Origin of the sequence: Nocardia sp. NPDC002869 (genome assembly GCF_046764065.1) — a bacterium.
GTDB lineage: Bacteria > Actinomycetota > Actinomycetes > Mycobacteriales > Mycobacteriaceae > Nocardia > Nocardia rhamnosiphila.
Genome location: NZ_JBKOOL010000040.1, coordinates 1 through 18,666 on the forward strand (window position 1 = coordinate 1; position 18,666 = coordinate 18,666).

The 18,666-nt window shown below is 69.2% G+C and carries 17 protein-coding genes and 1 pseudogene; 6 read left to right on the plus strand and 12 right to left on the minus strand.

All coding sequences use genetic code 11. The features are described 5' to 3' along the window. Nucleotides 1-165: 165 nt before the first annotated feature. Nucleotides 166-2,346, minus strand: coding sequence for a hypothetical protein (locus ACLML9_RS10400; RefSeq protein ID WP_411945309.1), 2,181 nt, complete (start codon nt 2,344-2,346; stop codon nt 166-168). 85 nt (nt 2,347-2,431) lie between these two features. Between ACLML9_RS10400 and ACLML9_RS10405 the strand changes: the two genes are divergently transcribed. Then, nucleotides 2,432-2,875 carry a DUF3151 domain-containing protein gene (locus ACLML9_RS10405; RefSeq protein ID WP_411945310.1) on the plus strand — a complete coding sequence of 148 codons (444 nt, stop codon included), beginning with the start codon at nt 2,432-2,434 and terminating at the stop codon, nt 2,873-2,875. A 68-nt stretch (nt 2,876-2,943) separates the two neighbouring features. Further along, nucleotides 2,944-4,059: an FUSC family protein gene (locus tag ACLML9_RS10410; RefSeq protein ID WP_411945332.1), complete on the plus strand. Its 1,116-nt coding sequence runs from the start codon at nt 2,944-2,946 to the stop codon at nt 4,057-4,059. Between the two features lie 315 nt (nt 4,060-4,374). Here ACLML9_RS10410 and ACLML9_RS10415 read toward each other — a convergent pair whose 3' ends face one another. Then, nucleotides 4,375-5,154 carry a site-2 protease family protein gene (locus ACLML9_RS10415; protein WP_411945311.1) on the minus strand — a complete coding sequence of 260 codons (780 nt, stop codon included), beginning with the start codon at nt 5,152-5,154 and terminating at the stop codon, nt 4,375-4,377. Nucleotides 5,155-5,361: 207 nt separating this feature from the next. After that, on the minus strand, nt 5,362-6,021 hold the full coding sequence (locus ACLML9_RS10420; protein ID WP_411945312.1) for a hypothetical protein: 660 nt from the start codon (nt 6,019-6,021) through the stop codon (nt 5,362-5,364). Nucleotides 6,022-6,221: 200 nt separating this feature from the next. On the opposite strand from ACLML9_RS10420, the gene ACLML9_RS10425 reads away from it, so the two are divergent. Beyond that, complete coding sequence (locus ACLML9_RS10425; RefSeq protein ID WP_030524793.1) at nt 6,222-7,511, plus strand: adenylosuccinate synthase; 1,290 nt, start codon at nt 6,222-6,224, stop codon at nt 7,509-7,511. A 4-nt stretch (nt 7,512-7,515) separates the two neighbouring features. Here ACLML9_RS10425 and ACLML9_RS10430 read toward each other — a convergent pair whose 3' ends face one another. Further along, entirely contained in the window at nt 7,516-8,631 is a 1,116-nt protein-coding gene (locus ACLML9_RS10430; protein WP_411945313.1) for a BTAD domain-containing putative transcriptional regulator, read from the minus strand. Between the two features lie 24 nt (nt 8,632-8,655). Continuing rightward, the gene (fbaA, locus tag ACLML9_RS10435; RefSeq protein ID WP_411945314.1) at nt 8,656-9,690 is read right to left on the minus strand and encodes a class II fructose-bisphosphate aldolase; all 1,035 of its coding nucleotides are present in this window, start codon (nt 9,688-9,690) and stop codon (nt 8,656-8,658) included. Between the two features lie 208 nt (nt 9,691-9,898). Here fbaA and ACLML9_RS10440 point away from each other — a divergent pair, with 208 nt between their 5' ends. Then, on the plus strand, nt 9,899-10,639 hold the full coding sequence (locus ACLML9_RS10440; protein ID WP_411945333.1) for a DedA family protein: 741 nt from the start codon (nt 9,899-9,901) through the stop codon (nt 10,637-10,639). A 30-nt stretch (nt 10,640-10,669) separates the two neighbouring features. Further along, nucleotides 10,670-11,305: pseudogene (locus tag ACLML9_RS10445) on the plus strand (DedA family protein); the annotation flags it as partial. 87 nt (nt 11,306-11,392) lie between these two features. Here ACLML9_RS10445 and ACLML9_RS10450 read toward each other — a convergent pair. Further along, the gene (locus tag ACLML9_RS10450) at nt 11,393-12,583 is read right to left on the minus strand and encodes a glycoside hydrolase family 76 protein (protein ID WP_411945315.1); all 1,191 of its coding nucleotides are present in this window, start codon (nt 12,581-12,583) and stop codon (nt 11,393-11,395) included. A gap of 301 nt (nt 12,584-12,884) precedes the next feature. Here ACLML9_RS10450 and ACLML9_RS10455 point away from each other — a divergent pair, with 301 nt between their 5' ends. Further along, entirely contained in the window at nt 12,885-13,646 is a 762-nt protein-coding gene (locus tag ACLML9_RS10455; protein ID WP_411945316.1) for a TrmH family RNA methyltransferase, read from the plus strand. A 77-nt stretch (nt 13,647-13,723) separates the two neighbouring features. On the opposite strand, the gene ACLML9_RS10460 is transcribed toward ACLML9_RS10455, so the two are convergent. The 6 genes from ACLML9_RS10460 to ACLML9_RS10485 form a co-directional block, all read right to left on the minus strand. After that, nucleotides 13,724-14,038: a DUF4190 domain-containing protein gene (locus ACLML9_RS10460; RefSeq protein WP_411945317.1), complete on the minus strand. Its 315-nt coding sequence runs from the start codon at nt 14,036-14,038 to the stop codon at nt 13,724-13,726. A gap of 23 nt (nt 14,039-14,061) precedes the next feature. Beyond that, complete coding sequence (locus ACLML9_RS10465) at nt 14,062-14,796, minus strand: lysoplasmalogenase (protein WP_411945318.1); 735 nt, start codon at nt 14,794-14,796, stop codon at nt 14,062-14,064. Nucleotide 14,797: 1 nt separating this feature from the next. Beyond that, complete coding sequence (locus tag ACLML9_RS10470; RefSeq protein ID WP_411945334.1) at nt 14,798-15,856, minus strand: beta-ketoacyl-ACP synthase 3; 1,059 nt, start codon at nt 15,854-15,856, stop codon at nt 14,798-14,800. A gap of 94 nt (nt 15,857-15,950) precedes the next feature. Then, entirely contained in the window at nt 15,951-16,499 is a 549-nt protein-coding gene (gene pyrE / locus ACLML9_RS10475; protein ID WP_355245376.1) for an orotate phosphoribosyltransferase, read from the minus strand. Between the two features lie 133 nt (nt 16,500-16,632). Beyond that, a complete protein-coding gene (locus ACLML9_RS10480; protein WP_411945335.1) occupies nt 16,633-17,643 on the minus strand; it encodes a hypothetical protein in 1,011 nt (336 codons plus the stop codon). Nucleotides 17,644-17,717: 74 nt separating this feature from the next. Beyond that, nucleotides 17,718-18,479: a DUF5666 domain-containing protein gene (locus ACLML9_RS10485; RefSeq protein ID WP_411945319.1), complete on the minus strand. Its 762-nt coding sequence runs from the start codon at nt 18,477-18,479 to the stop codon at nt 17,718-17,720. Nucleotides 18,480-18,666: the final 187 nt, after the last annotated feature.

Below are 18,666 nucleotides of genomic sequence, written 5' to 3' on the forward strand. Positions count from 1 at the left end.
GGCGGGAACAGCGCGTTCCCGCCCGGGGCGTCGCCGCGGCCGGCCGGCGGCGGTCCCGCCCGGTGCGCCGGTCACCGCGTAGCGCAACCGGACACACTGCTGCTACCCGGCACTGCACCGCAGCGAACTCACCGGTCTTGCGGCTCGCCGATATGTACGTCCGTGTTACGGAGTGCCCGCCGGCGGATCGCAGACCTTCCAGCCGTCGTCGGTCTCCTGCAGATCGAAGGTCCGGGTGGTCTGCTCCGAATCCGCTTCGGTCCGCACGGTCACCTGGGCCAGCGCGTTCCGATCGGTGATCTGCACGGCGTCCACACCGGTCACATTCGGAATGCCGCCCCCGTCGACGGCCTGCTGGTGCACCGCGGCGAACTGCTCCTCCGACAATCCCTGGTAGTAGTCGTGCAGACCGCCGCAGGTGATATCGCGCAGGGCGGCCAGATCGCCGCTCTCGAGCGCGCCGGTGTAATCGCCGATGGCCGTACGGATCCGGGCCTGCGGGGAATCGTCACCGGAACCGATACCGGCCACGATCGCGATCAGCGCGATCACGACCACCACCGCCGCCCCCGCGGCGATCAGCCATTTCCGGTTACCCGTGGACCGAGCCGGCGCGGCCGCCGGCTCCACCCGCTGCGGTTGCGCGATCTGCCCGGGCGCACCGTACTGCGGCGACTGCGCGACCCGGTGTTCGGCCACCGTCGGTTTGATATCGGCCGGTGACGGCGCACCGGCCGGACGCTGCCCGGCCTGCGGCCGACCGGGACCTCCGGCCGGACGCGGTGCGCCCTGCGACCCACCGGCACCCTGCGGCGCGGGCGCCGGTCCGCCCGGCCGCTGCGGTGCGGACTGGTCCGGGCGGCTCGGCGCCTGCGGGCCGGGCCGCTTCGGGCCCGACTGCGGACGCGGTGTATTCGGCGGTTTCGACAGCGGCCCCGCCGTACCCGCCCCGACCCGGTCGGTGCGGGCCGGGCCCTGCGGGCCGCCCGGTTGTTTCGTTCCCTGTCGGCCGGGGCTGCGCACCTGGCTCATATCGATGCGCTCGGTGGCGTTCGGGTCCGGTTTGCGCACCGAGATGGACTCGGTCGGTGCTTCCTCCGGCCGCTGCGGCCGGGGGATCACCACTGTCTTCGCCTCGGTACCGGCCGGCGCCTCCAGTTCGACCGTGGGGTCGGTGGGCGCGGCGGCGTCGCCTTCGGTCGCCGCGCCGGTATCCGCGGCTTCGGCCGGAACTTTCTCCGCGGCGGTGGCGGCCTCGTCCGGCCCGGCTCCGGCCACCTCGTCCGCGGTCTCTCCCGCCGTATCGGGGCCGGGCTCGGAAGCGCTCACGGTGATCTCGGCGGTGGCGTCTTCGCCGGGCCCGACACCGGTATCGGATGCGGCGGTCGTCTCCGTATCACCGGCCGAGGCGGCGGTCTCCTCTGCATGTCCGGCAGATGCGGCCGAGGCTTCCACCGCGCTGCCGCCGGGTCCGGCAAGACCGGCGTCGGTATCCGAAGACGTGGACGCACCACCGGCCGGATCCGCACTCCCGGCATCGGTTTCCGTGGCCGCTGTCCCCACGGCTCCGGCCTGCGCCGCCGTGGCCTGCTCGTCCTCGCCGGCGGAAGCGTCCTCATCGGCGGGTACGTCGCCGACCTCCCCGGACGTCGTTGCCGCCGCGCCGGACACCTCTTCCGCATCCGCCTCGGCCGATTCCGCCGGAACCTCGGCGGTCACGTCGTCGGGAGTGCCGGGGCGGGTTCGCCCGGAATCGCCGCCGGGCTCGCTGTCGGCCGTGGCCTGCTCCGGTTCCGCCACGGCCGAAGGCGCCTGCGCGCCGGTTTCGTCGGCGGGAGCCGCTTCGGTGGACACATCATCCGCGTCGGGCGCCGTCTCATCCGATCCGGCATCCTCGCCCGGCCCGGCCCCGCTTCCCGCGACCGGCACCACGGCCTCGGTATCCGCGTCCGAGCCCCGAGTCGCCACCGCCGCGGGCGCACCGTCCGACCTGTCCGGGGCATCGGCGCGCTCCGCCGCCGGGATGCCGGACTCTGTGGCCGCCACCGGCGAGGCGTCCTCGGCCTGCGTCTCACCGTCTGCCGATTCCCCGCCCGAGTCCGGAGAGGTACGTTCCAGCGCCTCGGTCGGCGCACCGGCCTTCTCGTCCGGGCCCGCTTCACCGGCCGCCGCCGTTTTTCCGGTCCCCTTACCGGTCTCCGAGGTCGCCGCATCCGCTGCACGCGACGGCTGCGATCGGGTGTCGGACGTCTGCGGCTTCTTCTCGGCGGAAGAACCCGCGCGGGACTCGCCGCCGGTGTCGGATTCGGAGCGGATCGGTTCCTTGTCGTCGGTCGGGTGCGACACCTATACCCCTCGTTGCTGGCTAACAGAATGTGACGTAGATGGCCAGCCTATCGAGCATTCCCGATACCCGTGCACAATGAAGGTCATGACCTCGTTCGGTGATCTGCTCGGCCCGCAACCGGTACTCCTTCCTGAACTACACGACGCGGAGGACGCGCTCGACGCCGGCACCGATCCGGTGCGCGTCGCGGCCGATAATCCCGCCGCCTCGATCGCCTGGGCGGCCCTGGCCGAAGCCGCGCTGGAGCGCGCGGCCGACGCCCCGGAGCCGGTCAACCACGATGTCGTCGCCGCCTACGCGTTCGCCCGTACCGGCTACCACCGTGGATTGGACCTGCTGCGCCGCAACGGCTGGAAGGGTTTCGGCCCGGTCCCGTGGGAGCACGAACCGAACCGTGGCTTCCTGCGCAGTGTCGCGGCCCTGGCCAAGGCGGCCAAGGCTGTCGGGGAATCCGACGAGTACGCCCGCTGCCTGGACCTGCTCGAGGACTGCGATCCGCGAGCGGCCGGCGAACTGGGTCTGGGCTGAACGAGCCCGGAGCATTGATCGACCCGAAATCCCCGGTGGGCCGAGCCCGGACCAGGGGCGCCGACCGGATGCGGCGTTCCTGGAAGCGGCTCCGCCTCTCGGCGATCCCGATTCTGCAGTGTTCGCTGGCGGCGGCGCTGGCCTGGTTCCTGGCCAAGGACGTGGTCGGCCACGCGCTGCCCTTCTTCGCGCCGACCGCCGCGGTGGTGTCCATCGGCACCGCTTTCGGCGCGCGGCTGCGCCGCTCACTGGAACTGGTGGTCGGGGTCGCGGTCGGTATCGGCGTCGGCGATCTGTTCATCTCGCGGGTGGGCACCGGAGTCTGGCAGATCGCCCTGGTGGTGGCGGTGGCCATGGCCTTGGCGGTGTTCCTCGACGGCGGGCCCGTCATCGGTATCCAGGCCTCGGGTTCTGCCGTACTGGTGGCCACCCTGATGCCGCCGGACACCGGCGCCGGGCTGTCGCGCATGGTGGACGCACTGATCGGGGGGCTGGTCGGGGTGGTGGTCGTCGCCGCGCTGCCGTTGCATCCGGTGCGCCGGGCCCGGGAGCAGGCGGCGGCGATTCTGGGCGTGATGGCGAAATCACTCACCGACGGCGCCCACGGACTACTCGAACAGGATCCCGGCAAAGTGCACACCGCGCTCACCGCGGTCCGGGCCACCCAGGCGCAGCTGGATTCGCTGCGCAAATCGCTCGAGGGCGGCCGCGAGGTGAGCCGGATTTCTCCGCTGTACTGGAATTCGCGCGGCCGGTTGGAGCGCTTGCGCGCCGCGGCCGATCCCCTGGACAACGCGGTGCGCAACACCCGGGTGCTGCTGCGCCGCTCGCTGACCCTGGTGCGCGACGACGAGATCCTCAATCCGGGCCTGATCGAGGAAGTGGAGCAGCTGGCCGCCGCGGTCGAAATGGTCCGGCGCATGATCCTCACCGATCCGGGCGAACAACCCGACCGCGCGGAGGCCGCCCGCGTGCTGCGCTCGGTGGCCAAACAGGCGCGCCCGGAGCTGGTTGCGGGGGCCGGCCTGTCGGCGCATGTGGTCTTCGCCCAGATCCGGTCCACGCTGGTAGACCTGCTGCAGGTATGCGGAGTGCAGCGCGTTTCCGCCCTGGCATTGCTCCCGCCCACCGTGCCCCATCCCTATGTGACACCGACGAATCGGCCCGCCGATACGGTCGGTTAGGCGCCGGATTCGCAATATCGTTCGCTACCGGGTTGCCGGCACCGGCCGGGTCCGCGATCGCGGACCGCACGCGCCGCATCGCCCGGCCACAACGCGTATTCGAGTAGTCGACCACCTGTGCCACGGCGGCCGGTCTCCACTAATGTGAAACATGACCGCACCGGCCCACAGCCGGTTCGGTCGGACCTCTCCCGTGTGCCGCGTCGCCGACGGACGGCGCCAGCGCCGAATGTTTCGGATACCCGGACGCCGGCCCGGGCGGGGAATCCGGGCCCGTCCGGCCGGCGCCGCGCCGGGCGGGCCCTCTCGGATGGACTACGCCCAGAACCTCGTCAGATATCCGCCGTAGCGCGACCACTGCTCCGATACCCCGGACAGGTCGTAGAGCGCGTACACGGCGTCGAAGAAGACCTGATTGATCGCCGGGGTGAACAGCAGGGCGAACAGGATGAGCATGCCGAAGGGTTTGAACTGTTCCAGCCCGCGCCGGGTCTGGTAGCTCAGGGACGGCTCCACCACGCCGTAGCCGTCCAGGCCCGGGATGGGCAGCAGGTTCAGCAGGGTCGCGGTCACCTGCAGAAAGGCCAGGAAGCTGAGCCCGAACCAGAACGCCGGATGCTCCTGCGCGCTGCCGAAGGAACGTACGACCAGCAGCAGCACCACCGCGCACACCGCGTTCACGGCCGGGCCCGCCACGCTGATCAACCGCTGCGTACGCGGCGGCACCTGATGGGTGTGCACATAGACCGCACCGCCCGGCAGCCCGATACCGCCGAGCGCGATGAAAACCATCGGCAGCACGATCGACAGCAGCGGATGGCTGTATTTGAGCGGGTTCAAGGTCAGGTAGCCGCGCAGTTCCACCTCGCGGTCCCCGGCCCGCCAGGCGATATAGGCGTGTGCGAACTCGTGCAGGCACAGGCTCACCACCCAGCCGAACACCACCAGCACAAAAACACCGGCCTTGGCCTGTACCGAATCCAGCTCCGCGACCCAGGCCAGCACCCCACCGGCCACGGCGACCGCCAGCACGAGCAGGAACACCGGACTGGGCCGCACCGCGCCGCGCCGCAGCGCCGATACTCCGCCGCTCACGACCGGCCTCCGATGCTCGCCCGAACGATATCGGTCCGCCGGAACCCAGGCCGGGAAGCGAGATATCGATCCACCGACCGGTCGTACCCAGCAGCATCCGGACCGTGAAAGCCCGAGCAAAAGCGGAGAAACCGCATCACCGAACCTCGCCCGAAAAGCCCACATGCGACCCGCGGAGGCCACAGCGAAGGCGGAGGTATCGCAGCATCAGCGGACCAGCAGCCAGGGTTCGTGATGCCGGTAGAACGTCGACCGCGGCACCACCCGGTCGCTCTGGATACCGTCACGGTTGATCACCGCACCCGGCGTGCCGAGTTGCGCGGCGCGCCCGGGGGTCCAGCGCCGGCGCCGGAACCGGCGCGGAAAACTCGCCCGGACTCCGGGCAGCTCCAGTGTGGGGGTGACGAACATGGCCCGGATCGTGCCGGAGAACAGGCGGGTGTCGTCGACATAGGCCTCACCGGTCAGCGGGCCGCCCTCCGGCCCGGTGATCTTGGCGCGGCCCACCAGGACGGTGCCGGTGTCGTCACGTACCAGCGGTGTCGCGGTGGCCGAACCCTCGAGCGCCCGTTTCGCCGCGGCATTTCCGGTGTCGAGGTCATAGGCCTGGGCGCCGTAGGTCCGCTCCAGGGGTACGTAGCCGACTTCCACATGCAACCGCTCGGTGCGCATCAGATGGGTGAGTACCGCGGCCAGCGCCGCGTCGCCGCCCAGCACGATCAGACGCGGCAGGCTGTCGGCCGCCAGCACCGGCAGGAGTTCGTCGATCAGCCTGGTACCCGGTATCGCCCCGGTATGCGCGGTGGGCTGCGCGGCGAGGGCGATGGGTACCGGTGCATCGGCACAGCGGAGAACCTGGGTACTCAAACGCCCAACACCCTCCCTCGGACCGGTCACCCATGAGTGTAAAGGGTGCCCGGTGGCGACCCGCGCAACGGCCCGGCGCCGGCGACCGTTCCCCGGCGCCCGCGCGGTCTCGGCTAGACTGTGCTCCCGGCTTCCTCCGCATTACGGCAGGTAGCTGCAGCACGTTGCGTGTTGCGCGTCGAATCGTAGGAGACACGACCATGCCGGCAATCGTCCTCATCGGAGCCCAGTGGGGTGACGAGGGCAAGGGCAAAGCCACCGATCTACTCGGGGGCCGCGTGCAGTGGGTGGTGCGGTACCAGGGCGGTAACAACGCCGGCCATACCGTGGTGCTACCCAACGGCGACAACTTCGCGCTGCACCTCATTCCGTCCGGCATCCTGACCCCCGGCGTCAAGAACGTCATCGGCAACGGTGTGGTCGTCGACCCCGGCGTATTGCTCGACGAACTCGCCGGGCTGGAGGATCGCGCTGTCGACACCTCGGGTCTGCTGCTCTCCGCCGACGCGCATCTGATCATGCCCTACCACGTGGCCATCGATAAGGTCACCGAACGGTTCCTCGGCAACAACAAGATCGGCACCACGGGTCGCGGTATCGGCCCCTGCTACCAGGACAAGGTCGCGCGGGTCGGGGTCCGGGTCGCCGATGTACTGGACGAGAAGATCCTCACGCAGAAGGTCGAGGCCGCGCTCGAGTTCAAGAACCAGGTGCTGGTCAAGATCTACAACCGGCGCGCCCTCGACCCCCAGCAGGTGGTCGAGGAGGTGCTCGGCCAGGCCGAACGATTCGCGCACCGCATCAGCGATACCCGGCTGGAACTGAACCTGGCCCTCGAACGCGGTGAGACCGTGCTTCTGGAGGGCTCGCAGGGCACCCTGCTGGACGTGGACCACGGGACCTACCCCTACGTCACCTCGTCCAACCCGACCGCCGGCGGCGCCGCGGTGGGCGCGGGAATCGGACCCAACCAGATCGGTACGGTGCTGGGCATCCTGAAGTGCTACACCACCCGGGTCGGCTCCGGCCCGTTCCCTACCGAACTGTTCGACGAATCGGGCGCCTACCTGGCCAAGACGGGCGGCGAGGTCGGCGTCACCACCGGCCGGGCGCGCCGCTGCGGCTGGTTCGACGCGGTCATCGCCCGCTACGCGACCCGGGTCAACGGCATCACCGACTACTTCCTCACCAAACTCGACGTGCTGTCGAGCCTGGACCGGGTGCCGATCTGCGTGGCCTACGAGGTGGACGGCGAACGGGTCGAGCAGATGCCGACCACCCAGACCGGCTTCCATCACGCCAAGCCGATCTTCGAGGAGATGCCCGGCTGGTGGGAGGACATTTCCGGCGCGCGGACCTTCGAGGAACTGCCCGCCAATGCCCAGGCCTATGTGCTGCGGCTGGAGGAGCTCTCGGGTGCCCGGATCTCCTGTATCGGGGTCGGGCCGGGTCGCGAGGAGACCATCGTCCGCCACGACGTCCTGGGCTGAGGCCTCAGCGGACGGCCTGGAAGGCCAGTACGGTATTGCCGATCCGGATCGAGTCGCCGTCGGCCAGCAGCGCGGAATCGATCGGCTGCTCGTTGACGAACACCCCGTTGGCCGAGCCGAGGTCCTCGATCAGCAGGCCGGCCCGGCCCAGTTTGATCTGGGCGTGGTACCGGCTGGCCTTCGGATCGTCGAGGATCAGATCGTTGTCGGTCATCCGGCCGATCCGGAAACCGCCGTGTGCGACCGGCACCGTCCGTCCGTCCGGTAACCGCAGCTGTCCGCTGCGCACGGTCCGTGGCACCTCGGTGACCGTATCGGTCATCGCCGCGGCCATCCGCTCGACGCTCTTCAGCTCGACGGTGCTCAGCGGTTCCTGCCGCAGGACCCGCCGTTCCAGCTCCACCAGCGCGGGCCCGGGGTCGATACCGAGTTCCTCGGCCAGCACCGCCCGCACCCGCCGGCATGCCTCCAGCGCGTCGGCATGGCGTTCGGACAGATAGAGGGCGGTGATGAGCTGACCCCACAGCGGTTCCCGCAGCGGGTGCTCGCTGGTGAGCGCGACCAGTTCGCCGATCACGGCGGCGGCCCGGCCGCACGCGATCTCCGCGTCGAACCGTGCCGATACCGCCAGCAGCCGCTCCTCCTCCATCGCGGTGGCGAAACTGTCGGCGAAACCGAGACCGGCGAGATCGGACAGCGCCCGGCCGTTCCATTCGCGCAGGGCGGTGCCGAACAGCCGGGACGCCGCGGCGTGATCGCCGGCCCCCGACGCCCGGGTGCCCGCGTCCCGGGCGGCTTCGAACCGGCCCAGGTCGCAGGCATCGTCGGTGATCTCGAGCCGATAACCCGAGGACTCCGTGCGCAGGACACCCGCCGGGTCGACACCGGAATTGCGCAGCGCCTTCCGGATATTCGACACGAACACCTGCAGGCTGGCCGCGTAGGCATCCGGCGGCTCCTCGTTCCAGACCATATCGGCCAGGGTGGAGGAGGACACGGCCCGGCGCCGGTTCACCGCGAGTGCGGCCAGCAGCGCCCGGGGTTTGGGCCCACCGACCGGCACCGGCTCATCACCGACCAGGAGACGCACGGGCCCCAGCACGCGGAGATCGAGTGTCATCCGGCTACGGACGGTGCGCAGCGATCAGGCACTGATGGAACGCCCGGCGGATTGCAGGTCGTTGCACGCCTGCACCACCCGCTGGGCCATCGACAGCTCGGCCTTCTTCAGGTAGCTGCGCGGGTCGTAGGCCTTCTTGTTGCCGACCTCGCCGTCGATCTTCAGCACACCGTCGTAGTTGCCGAACATATGGGCGGCGATCGGCCGGGTGAACGCGTACTGGGTGTCGGTGTCGACGTTCATCTTCACCACGCCGTAGCGCAGCGAATCGTCGATCTCGGACTTCAGCGACCCGGAACCGCCGTGGAAGACGAAATCGAACGGCTGGGCGTCGTTGGCCAGGCCCAGCTTGGCCGCGGCCACCCGCTGACCCTCGGCCAGCACCTCGGGCTTGAGCACCACATTGCCCGGCTTGTACACACCGTGCACATTGCCGAAGGTGGCGGCGAGCAGGTACTTGCCCTTCTCGCCGGAGCCGAGCGCGTCGATGGTCTTCTCGAAGTCGGCGGGCGAGGTGTAGAGCTTCTCGTTGATCTCGGCCTCGACACCGTCCTCTTCACCGCCGACGACACCGATCTCGACCTCGAGGATGATCTTCGCGGCGGCAGCGGCGGACAGCAGCTCCTGCGCGATGGAGAGGTTCTCGTCGATCGGCACGGCCGAACCATCCCACATATGCGACTGGAACAGCGGATTCTGCCCGGCGTCCACCCGCTCCTGCGAAATGGCCAGCAGCGGCCGGACGAACCCGTCCAGCTTGTCCTTGGGGCAGTGGTCGGTGTGCAGCGCGATGGTGATGTCGTACTTCGCGGCCACCACATGGGCGAATTCGGCCAGCGCGACCGCACCGGTGACCATATCCTTCACCCCTTGGCCGGAACCGAACTCCGCGCCACCGGTGGAGAACTGGATGATCCCGTCACTACCCGCCTCGGCGAAACCCTTGATCGCCGCGTTGATCGTCTCCGACGATGTGCAGTTGATGGCCGGGAAGGCAAATGAGTTCGCCTTGGCCTGACCGAGCATCTCGGCGTAGACCTCCGGAGTCGCGATCGGCACTGTGAAGACCTCCGTGTTGTGCGGCAGACGTGGGATTGTGTTTCTGCACATACCCTAAGGCAGGCAGGTTTCATCCGGTATAAGGGGATTGTTTGCGCCGCCGCACCGTACAGCGGTCGATGTAACCGGTACTGTGGGCCGGGTGATTGCGCTGGCAGCTACCGACGCGGTGACGAGCAATCTGGCTCTGACCGAACTGCTCGACCCGATGCACCTGTTGACCGAGACCTGGCTGAAGAACGCGGTGCTTCCGGCCATTCTGGTGATCGTCTTCATCGAGACCGGTCTGCTGTTCCCACTGCTCCCCGGTGATTCGCTGCTGTTCACCGGTGGTCTGCTGGCCGCGCAACCCAATCCTCCGGTATCGATCTGGGTGCTGGTCCCTGCCGTCGTCTTCATCGCTTTCGCCGGTGATCAATGCGGGTATTGGATCGGCCGGGCCATCGGTCCCGCGCTGTTCAACAAAGAGGACACGCGCTTCTTCAAAAAGAGCTACGTCACCGAAACGCACGAATTCTTCGAGAAGCACGGCCCCAAAACGATCATCCTGGCCCGTTTCGTCCCGATCGTCCGGACTTTCATGCCGGTGCTGGCCGGGGTCTCCAAGATGAGCTACCAGCGCTATATCGCCTTCGATATCGTCGGCGCCGTCGCCTGGGGTGGCGGGGTGACCGTGCTCGGGTACTTCCTCGGCAATGTCGCCTTCATCCGCGACCACGTCGAGGCCATTTTCCTGCTCATCGTGTTCATCTCGATCCTGCCGGGCATCAGCGCGGTCGCCAAGAAGCTGCTCGGCCGCAAAGCGGACAAAACCGTCGCGAACGGCACCCCTGCCTCGACCGCGGAGCTTCCGGCCATGGATATGCCCGGCCAGTTCGACAACACCATGCCCCTGCCGGTGGTGCCTCACGCCGGACCGGTCGGCGCAAACGATTCTCCCGTTCGGTAAGTGGTGAGCGTCCAGGCCGTGCCCCATGCGATGGGCAGCTTCGAACCCCTGATCTCCGCGGGACCGGCACTCGTCTGGACCGTGGTCCTGACCTTCGTCTTCCTGGAATGCGCGTTCATTCTCGGGCTGTTCCTGCCCGGCGATTCGATGCTGTTGACCGCGGGCATCGTGATGGCCTCGCACGCCACCGGCGAAACCCAGGTGTGGCTGCTCGCGATCGGCGCGATGGTCGCCGCCATCGCCGGCAACCAGGTGGGTTACATGGTCGGGCGAAGAACCGGCCACCGGCTCGTCGCCCGCAAGAACGGGCGCTACATCAACACCCGCAACCTGTCCCGGGTCGCCGAACTTTTGCAGCGGCACGGTTTCGTGGCGGTCCTGATCGCCCGCTGGATCCCCTGGGTGCGCACCCTGTGCCCGATGGTGGCCGGCGCAGCCGGAATGGACCATCGCCGCTACACCGTGGCCAGCACCATCGGCGCCATCATCTGGGCCCCGGTCCTACTGCTCATGGGGTACTACGCCGGCGGTTTCATCCAGCAGATCTCCTGGCTCATGCCCATCGTGATCGGCTCGCTGGTGGTGTGCCTGATCGTGGGCACCGTCCTCGGCATCAGGCAGTACCGGCAGGAGATGTCCCAGCCGATCGAGGACTTCGACCTCGATTCCGCATCCGCCGAGGCCGACACCATGCCGCTGCCCGGCCTCGGCCGGGCGGGCCACCACCCCGGCCACGGTGACGACCCGCGCGAACTACAGACCGGCCGCGGTGACCATATGGGCGGCTTCCATGAGCATCCATCCCGACAGCTGTACCGATAGGTCCCGTCCGGGGACCCGGGAGGAGCTGACCGCCCCGTTGGAAGTGAGCCCGCCGGCACCGCGGCTACCGCTGGGCAGCTGAGCGGATACCGTCCAGTCGTGGCCGAAGAGGGGCTCGCCCTCCACATCGAGCCGGTTCTCCCAGGCCGCGGCCGCCGATTCCTTCACGATGCGCGCGGCCACGCGCCGGTCGGCGAGTTGTTCGTGTTCGTTGCCGGGCAACATCAGCGCGACCTGGGCGAGATAGCGCACGAGAATGCCGTTGAACAGCCCGCCGTCGCCACCGGTACCGCCGCGCAGCACGCAGTCGACAGTGAGATGGTCCTCCACGGCGTCCAGGAGGCGGTGCACCCGGTCGAGATGCGCGTGATCGCCGGTGTGTACCGCGAGCTCGGTTTCCAGACCGAGCACGACACCCTGGCAGTAGGTGTAGACCGGGCGTTCCAGCTCGCGGGCGGGGAGGTGGATACCGTCGAAGATCAGACCGGATTCCGGATCGCGCAGCGTCTCGTCGATCCAGTCCGCTATCTCCGTTGCCCGTTCGTAGCGGCCGAGCCGGGCCAGCACGATACCGGCGGGACCGTTGGCCGGGGCGTTGTAGAAATCCGCCCCCACCCGCCAGGGGATGCCGCCGCCCACCGCGGGGTTCCACGCCGTGTACAGCTTCTGTTCCAGCGGGCCGAGCGCGCCGACGGCCTCCTCGCTGTCGTGGATCCGGGCGGCGCGTTCCAGGGCAAGGGCCAGCCAGGCCATATCGTCGTAGTAGCGGTTGGTCCATCCGGAGATATTGCGGAGCCGGTGCGACCGGACCAGACCGGCCACCCGTTTGCGGCGTTCGATGGTCGGCGCCCGGTTGGCGGCGTCGACGGCGCAATCGATGAGATGGGCCTGCCACCAGTAGTGCCAGGTGAGGAAGAATCGCTCGCGCCGGATGGACGGCCAGCCCACCACGCCGAGCGCGGTGCCCGGCAGCAGCCACACCGGCCGCAGATGGCGGGACAGGATCGCGGCCTCGGCCCGGTCGGCCAGCTCGGACCAGCGTGTCGCGGGGTCGCCCAGCGGCCTGCGCTGTTGCCCGGCCGAGCGCCGGGGAACGTCGAGATCGTCGCTGGGCGGGGTCATGAAACCCATATTGCCAGGCGAATCGGCTTTTCCGCCGCTCAATTGTTACCGACTCGACGCGCAACCGTTCGCCTCCGCCCGGATTCGGTCCGGACCTCGTGGATCACTGCCGAACAACGCCCGAAACGGGAGACCGCATGTCGTAAACCCCGGTTTACGTCCGGGCGTGTCGCGCCCGCCGCCGCGGGCCCCGGCGCGGCGAGCGGACGAGCCGTCGGCAGAACCCACGGGCGCGCAACAGGTTTCGATCGGACCGGACCGAACCGGACGACCCTGTTCCGCCCGCACTACGATTCATGCCGTGACCAACCCAGCGCTAGGGGCCGATCCGGGCCTCGCCACAGCGCGTACCCCGGACCCGGAGCCGGCAGCGCGACAGGAATCCGACGATCCCGACCCGGACCCCGAACCCGGACCCGGTCCGACCGAATGGGGGGAGAACCCGAACGGGGTCGGGCCGTGGACGGCCGAGCACAACGGGCCACCGCCGGATGACGACCGGCTCGACCCGGTCCTGCTCACCGAAGGCGACCGCCGCAATGTCGTCGACGCGTACCGCTACTGGACCCGGGAAGCGATCGTGGCCGATATCGACCGCCGCCGCCACCCGTTCCACATCGCCATCGAGAACTTCGGACACGACGCGAACATAGGCACGGTCGTGCGTACCGCCAACGCATTCGCCGCCGGCGCGGTGCACATAGTCGGCCGCCGCCGCTGGAACCGGCGCGGCGCCATGGTCACCGACCGCTACCAGCACATCACCCACCACCCGGATATCGAAGCTCTGCTCGAATTCGCCCGATCCGAGGACCTGAGCGTGGTCGCGGTGGACAATGTCCCGGGTTCGGTACCGCTGGAAACCGTCCGGCTGCCACGGCGATGCCTGCTGCTCTTCGGACAGGAAGGGCCGGGCGTCACCGAAAGCGCCCGGGACGCAGCGGTACTCACGGTGTCCATCGCCCAGTTCGGTTCCACCCGCAGTATCAACGCGGGAGTCGCAGCGGGGATCGCCATGCACACCTGGATCCGTCAGCACGCGGACCTCACCGCCGCCTGGTGAGTGGGCCGTCCATAGAACGGCGGCCATCGCGCACTGGTCACGAAGGCCCCGGCCGTGCGGCACCGAAGGCGACGCGATCAGGCGGAGTTGATCAGCACGACCATGAAGACGATGTAGGCGAGGGCCGCGAGCACTCCCAGAATCAGCAGCACCGAGCCGATGATGCCCAGGATGTAACCCACCATCACATTGCTGCGGCCGCCGACGGTGCCGCCGGAGGCGTCGATCTCATTGAGCGTCCGGCGGCCCATGATCCACGCGAACGGGGCGCAGACCTGGCAGAACATCATCCCGACGATGCCCAGGATCAGCACGGTGGTCGCTTGCGGGTGGTCGGGCGGCGGCGGATAGCCGTACGCCGGATAGCCGTACGCGGGCGGGGGGTAGCTCATGCGTGGATCGTATCGGGCAGAGCCTAGGCGCTACCAGCGGAAATCCGTTCGGGCTCAGCGGCGCCGAGCGGTGCGCACGCGTGCGCGGCCGGGTCGGCGAGGAGGAACTGCGCGGCGCCGTAGGTCGCCAGGATCACCGCTTCGAGCACCCGCCGCGCCCGCTCGCCGCGCGCGAAGAGCCGCCGCAGCACGATGAGGCCGTCCGAGACCGTGAACAGCAGCGCTCCCACCCCGAGCCGGCTGCGTGGGTCGGCGTTCGGAATGTTCACCCCCGCAACGTTGTCCGCGTCCGCGGCCAGGGCCGGATCGGAGGCGAGTACGGCCGCGGCGCCCAACGTCGCCCCGTACGCGCTCAGCGGCGCGGCGAGTACCGGCGCCTTCGCGCGCAGCAATGCGGCGGCGCCGGCCCAGGCCAGCACCCTCGGTACCGCGACAGCGGGGGACGGCCGCGCACCGTAGCGCCACCACAGCGCGGCATATCCCGTCTGCATCACGGCGAAGGCTGATGCCCCGGCAATGAGCCGGCGATCGTCGTCGGGGTCGATGAGCAGTACGTCCCCGACTGTCGCGGCGCCCAGCGAACTCAGCAGCAAGGTCCGGTCGGCCGGCGCGATATCGGCGCGGCCGGTGGCGATATCGGCCGCGAGCAGCGGCATCATCAGCGGTTTGGCCGCCCACTGCCAGCGGTGCCGGCCGGTGAGCGCACCCGCCACGGTCACCGCGGTGGCGGCGAGGAACCCGGCCCGTAACGGGCGCATATCAGAGACTCGACTCGGCGGGCGCCGGCGGCAGGATGACGACCTGACCCGCGTAGCTGAGCCCCGCCCCGAAACCGAGCAGCAGCGCCAGCTGACCGCCCTTGGCCTTACCGGTGGCCAGCATCTCCTCCATGGCGAGCGGGATGGATGCCGCGGACGTATTACCTGTGTTCTCGATATCGCCCGCCATGGGGATATCGTCGGCCAGGCCGAGATTCTTCTTCATCAACTCATTGATCCGGGCGTTGGCCTGGTGCGGGATGAAGACCTCGATATCGTCCTTGGACACCCCCGCCACATCCAGCGCGGTGGACAACGCCCGCGGCAACGTGACAGCGGCCCAGCGGAACACCCGCGGCCCCTCCATGCGCAGCGCCATCCGGCCCACCGGATCCACCTTGGGCTCGGTGCCCTGCAGGTCCTGGGCCCGCTGCATGTAGTCGACGAAATTGATGTCCTGTCTGATCGCTTCGGCGTTCTCGCCGTCGCTGCCCCAGACCGTCGGAGAGATCCCGTTCTCCTCGCTCGGGCCGATCACCACCGCGCCGGCGCCGTCACCGAAGATGAATGCCGTACCGCGGTCGGTCGGGTCGATGCCGATGGTCATGGTCTCGGCCCCGATGAGCAGCACGTATTCGGCCGAACCAGCACGGATCATATCGCCGGCGACCCCGAGTCCGTACCCGAAGCCGCCGCACCCGGAAGTCAGGTCGAAGGCGGCGATACCGTTCATGCCCAGGTCACTGGCGACGATGGGGGCACCGTGCGGGGTGAGCATCGGCCAGCTGGAGGTCGCCAGGATGAGCGCGCCGATCTGCGAGGGGTCCACACCGCTGTTACGCAGCGCACGCCGGCCCGCGGCCACCGAGATGGACCGCAGCGATTCGTCGCCGCTGATCCAGCGGCGGTTACGGATACCGCTGCGTTCGAAGATCCATTCATCCGTGGAATCCAGGACCTCGCACACCTCGTCATTGCTGACCACGCGCGTCGGCCGGTAGGCACCGATGCCGAGCATTGCTACGTTGTCGTGCCCCTTCTTGCCGGCAATGCTCACCACGACTCCACGACCCTTCACTTGCAGTACTGTCGGATTCTCAGGCTAACCGAGCGGGACGGACCGGTGCACAGCCGCCGTGATTCGGCAGCGGTGTTCAGCCGAGCTCGAGGTCCCCGAGGCTCAGGATGGAGCGGTACTCGAGGCCCTCGTCGGCGATCACCCGGTCGGCGCCGGTCTCCCGGTCCACCACGGTGGCCACCCCGACCACCGTCGCGCCCGCGTCGCGCAACGCGCGCACCGCGGTCAGCGGAGAATTACCGGTGGTCGTCGTGTCCTCGACCACCAGAACACGCCTGCCCACCACATCGGGGCCCTCGATCTGCCGCTGCATCCCGTGGGTTTTCGCCGCCTTGCGCACCACGAACGCGTCGATCGGCCGGCCCGGGGCGTGCATCACCGCGAGCGCGACCGGATCGGCGCCCATGGTGAGGCCGCCGACGGCGTCGAAGTCCCAGTCGGCGACGAGGTCGCGCAGCAGTTTGCCGATCAGCGGACCGGCCCGGTGGTGCAGGGTCGCCCGGCGCAGGTCGACGTAGTAGTCGGCCTCCTTACCCGAGGACAGCGTCACCTTGCCGTGCACGACGGCTAAATCGCGCACCAGTCCGGCCAAAACGTCCCGGTCGGTCGTTGCCTGGTCGATCATCGGTGTCCTTCCGCCCACGTAGGCGAGTCACGGCAGTAATGTCCCGGCGCTCGCTGCGGCGCCCTGCGAAGCAGGATACGGGGACACTCCGCGCGGAGTTGTCGCAGGTCGCGCGGAGTGCGTATCGGGAAACCTACTGCGGGGCCGGACCCTGGTAGGGGCGGAATCCCGGATGGAACGGCCCCCCGGGCCGGGGCGGCTCCTGATCATCGCCGGGAGCCGGCTCCCGGCGCTCCCGCGGGCCGGAGTCGCGGTCCGCTTCCGCACGGGCGGGCCGGTTCGCCGGACGGGCGTCGGGCACCACGGCCAGGCTGGGCCGCCGCGGCGGGGCGTCACCGGAATCGGAGTCGCGCCGATCCGGTTCGTCGAGATCCTCCGGAACGTCCTGGCGGTACCGGACATTGGGGGCCGGCCGCCCGTAGCGACCGTCTTCGCGGTCGTCGGCGAAATCGTCGTAGTCCTCGTCCCGGTCGCCGTATTCCGCCGAGCGGATCCGGGCGCGTGGTCGCGAGGCCCCGGGATCGGAATCCTCGGAGCGCGGTTCGGTGACCGGCGGCAGCACGTGCAGCAGGCCCGACAGCCGCAGGACCGCGTCGATACCGGTCTCCCAGTCCTTGGCCGCGGCGCCGACCGGGAGCATGCCGAGAGTCCAGTTGCCCTCGCTCCACAGCATCTGCACGGTATCGGCCAGCGATTCGATGAACGCGACCATCCGCTGATCGACCGCATGCCGCGCGATCTCGGGATTGGTCGCGAAAACGACGCGGTCACCGATGGCGCCGAGCAGTTCGAGATCGGCGTCCTTGGGCGGATTCATCGTCTTCAGCCGCATATCGACATCGATATCCGAACCGATCTGCCGGCGGACCGCGACCAGGGTCGCGGAATCCTCCAGATCCAGCAGCACGAATTTCTCGCCCTTGCGGATACCGGTCACCACGTCCACCGCGGTCAGGTACCCGAGCTTGGCCAGCGCACCGCGCCGCCACGTCGAAGCGAGCGCCGGTTCCACCGACACATAGGTGTATCCCTGGGCTTTCGCCCACACCTGGCGCGCGTGACCGGTCCGCTGCCGCTGGCGCCGGTCGAAGTAGAGCAGCACTATCGCACCCGCGAGGGTGATTGCCGCCAGCCCGAACCACATTGCCGTCATCGTCGCCTAGCCTATCGACCCGCCCGGCGTAATGCCGGGCACCCACACTGCGCGCCGCGGTTTTCTCATCGCCCGCCCCCTTCGAGGGCGGTGCTGATGATGACATCGGCCTGAATGGATCCGTCCGGACTCTTCTGACCCTGCACGATCACCAGGTCGCCGGCCGGCAGCGCGTCCACGGTGGCCCCGGCCAGCGAGATCACCTGAGTGGACGGGCTGGTGTGCACCGTGACCTCGGCTCCGGTGAGTGTACTGATCGTGAGCGTACCGCCGGAATTGGCGCTGATGGTGCCCATGGTGGTGCCGCCGGCTTCGGGATCGCCGGTATCCGGCATATCCGGCAGGCCGGGCAGGCTGGGCAGCGCGGGACCCGAATCGCCCGGATCCGCCGGTAATCCACGACTCGTCGGACGACTGCTGGTCGTGGTGTCACTCGCGGTGGTGCCGGAATCACCGCCGAAGAGCATCCCGGCGGCGATACCGGCGAGCCCTATCAGCACGATGACCGCGAGCGCGATACCGACCCACATCCCGGTCTTCCTCGGCGGCCGCGGCGGTTCGGGCGGCAGCTGACCCGGCGGACCGTACCCACCCCACTGGTTCTGGTAGGGCTCGCCCGGATAAAGCGGCATCTCCCGGGTCGGGTTCGGGCCCGCCCCCCAACCGCCGTAAGGATCGTTGCCCGGATAGGCCGTGGTCGACTCCCCGAAACCCGCCGGGCCGTAACCCGCGGACAGCTTCTCGGCGGCCGATTCCCCCGGCTGACCCAGGTGCTGGGTCGGATCGTCGTCCGGCCGCCTCGCCCAGGGATCGTTCGGGTTGGTCATGGCAACCAGACTAGGCGTACCTCCGCCTCCGCTCCGGCCATGCGCGTCAACATGCGGACAATCCGCCCCCACCACCCACCGAAGCCGACCTCGGCGTACCTCCGCCTCCGCTCCGGCCATGCGCGTCAACATGCGGACAATCCGCCCCCACCACCCACCGAAGCCGACCTCGGCGTACCTCCGCCTC

What these genes read in the sequence shown, in the direction of transcription:
- ACLML9_RS10405 (WP_411945310.1), top strand. Translation starts at nt 2,432, where the DNA reads ATGACCTCGTTCGGTGATCTGCTCGGCCCGCAACCGGTACTCCTTCCT.
- ACLML9_RS10410 (WP_411945332.1), top strand. Translation starts at nt 2,944, where the DNA reads ATGCGGCGTTCCTGGAAGCGGCTCCGCCTCTCGGCGATCCCGATTCTG.
- ACLML9_RS10425 (WP_030524793.1), top strand. Translation starts at nt 6,222, where the DNA reads ATGCCGGCAATCGTCCTCATCGGAGCCCAGTGGGGTGACGAGGGCAAG.
- ACLML9_RS10430 (WP_411945313.1), bottom strand. Translation starts at nt 8,631, where the DNA reads ATGACACTCGATCTCCGCGTGCTGGGGCCCGTGCGTCTCCTGGTCGGT.
- ACLML9_RS10440 (WP_411945333.1), top strand. Translation starts at nt 9,899, where the DNA reads ATGCACCTGTTGACCGAGACCTGGCTGAAGAACGCGGTGCTTCCGGCC.
- ACLML9_RS10450 (WP_411945315.1), bottom strand. Translation starts at nt 12,583, where the DNA reads ATGACCCCGCCCAGCGACGATCTCGACGTTCCCCGGCGCTCGGCCGGG.
- ACLML9_RS10460 (WP_411945317.1), bottom strand. Translation starts at nt 14,038, where the DNA reads ATGAGCTACCCCCCGCCCGCGTACGGCTATCCGGCGTACGGCTATCCG.
- ACLML9_RS10465 (WP_411945318.1), bottom strand. Translation starts at nt 14,796, where the DNA reads ATGCGCCCGTTACGGGCCGGGTTCCTCGCCGCCACCGCGGTGACCGTG.
- pyrE (WP_355245376.1), bottom strand. Translation starts at nt 16,499, where the DNA reads ATGATCGACCAGGCAACGACCGACCGGGACGTTTTGGCCGGACTGGTG.
- ACLML9_RS10480 (WP_411945335.1), bottom strand. Translation starts at nt 17,643, where the DNA reads ATGTGGTTCGGGCTGGCGGCAATCACCCTCGCGGGTGCGATAGTGCTG.
- ACLML9_RS10485 (WP_411945319.1), bottom strand. Translation starts at nt 18,479, where the DNA reads ATGACCAACCCGAACGATCCCTGGGCGAGGCGGCCGGACGACGATCCG.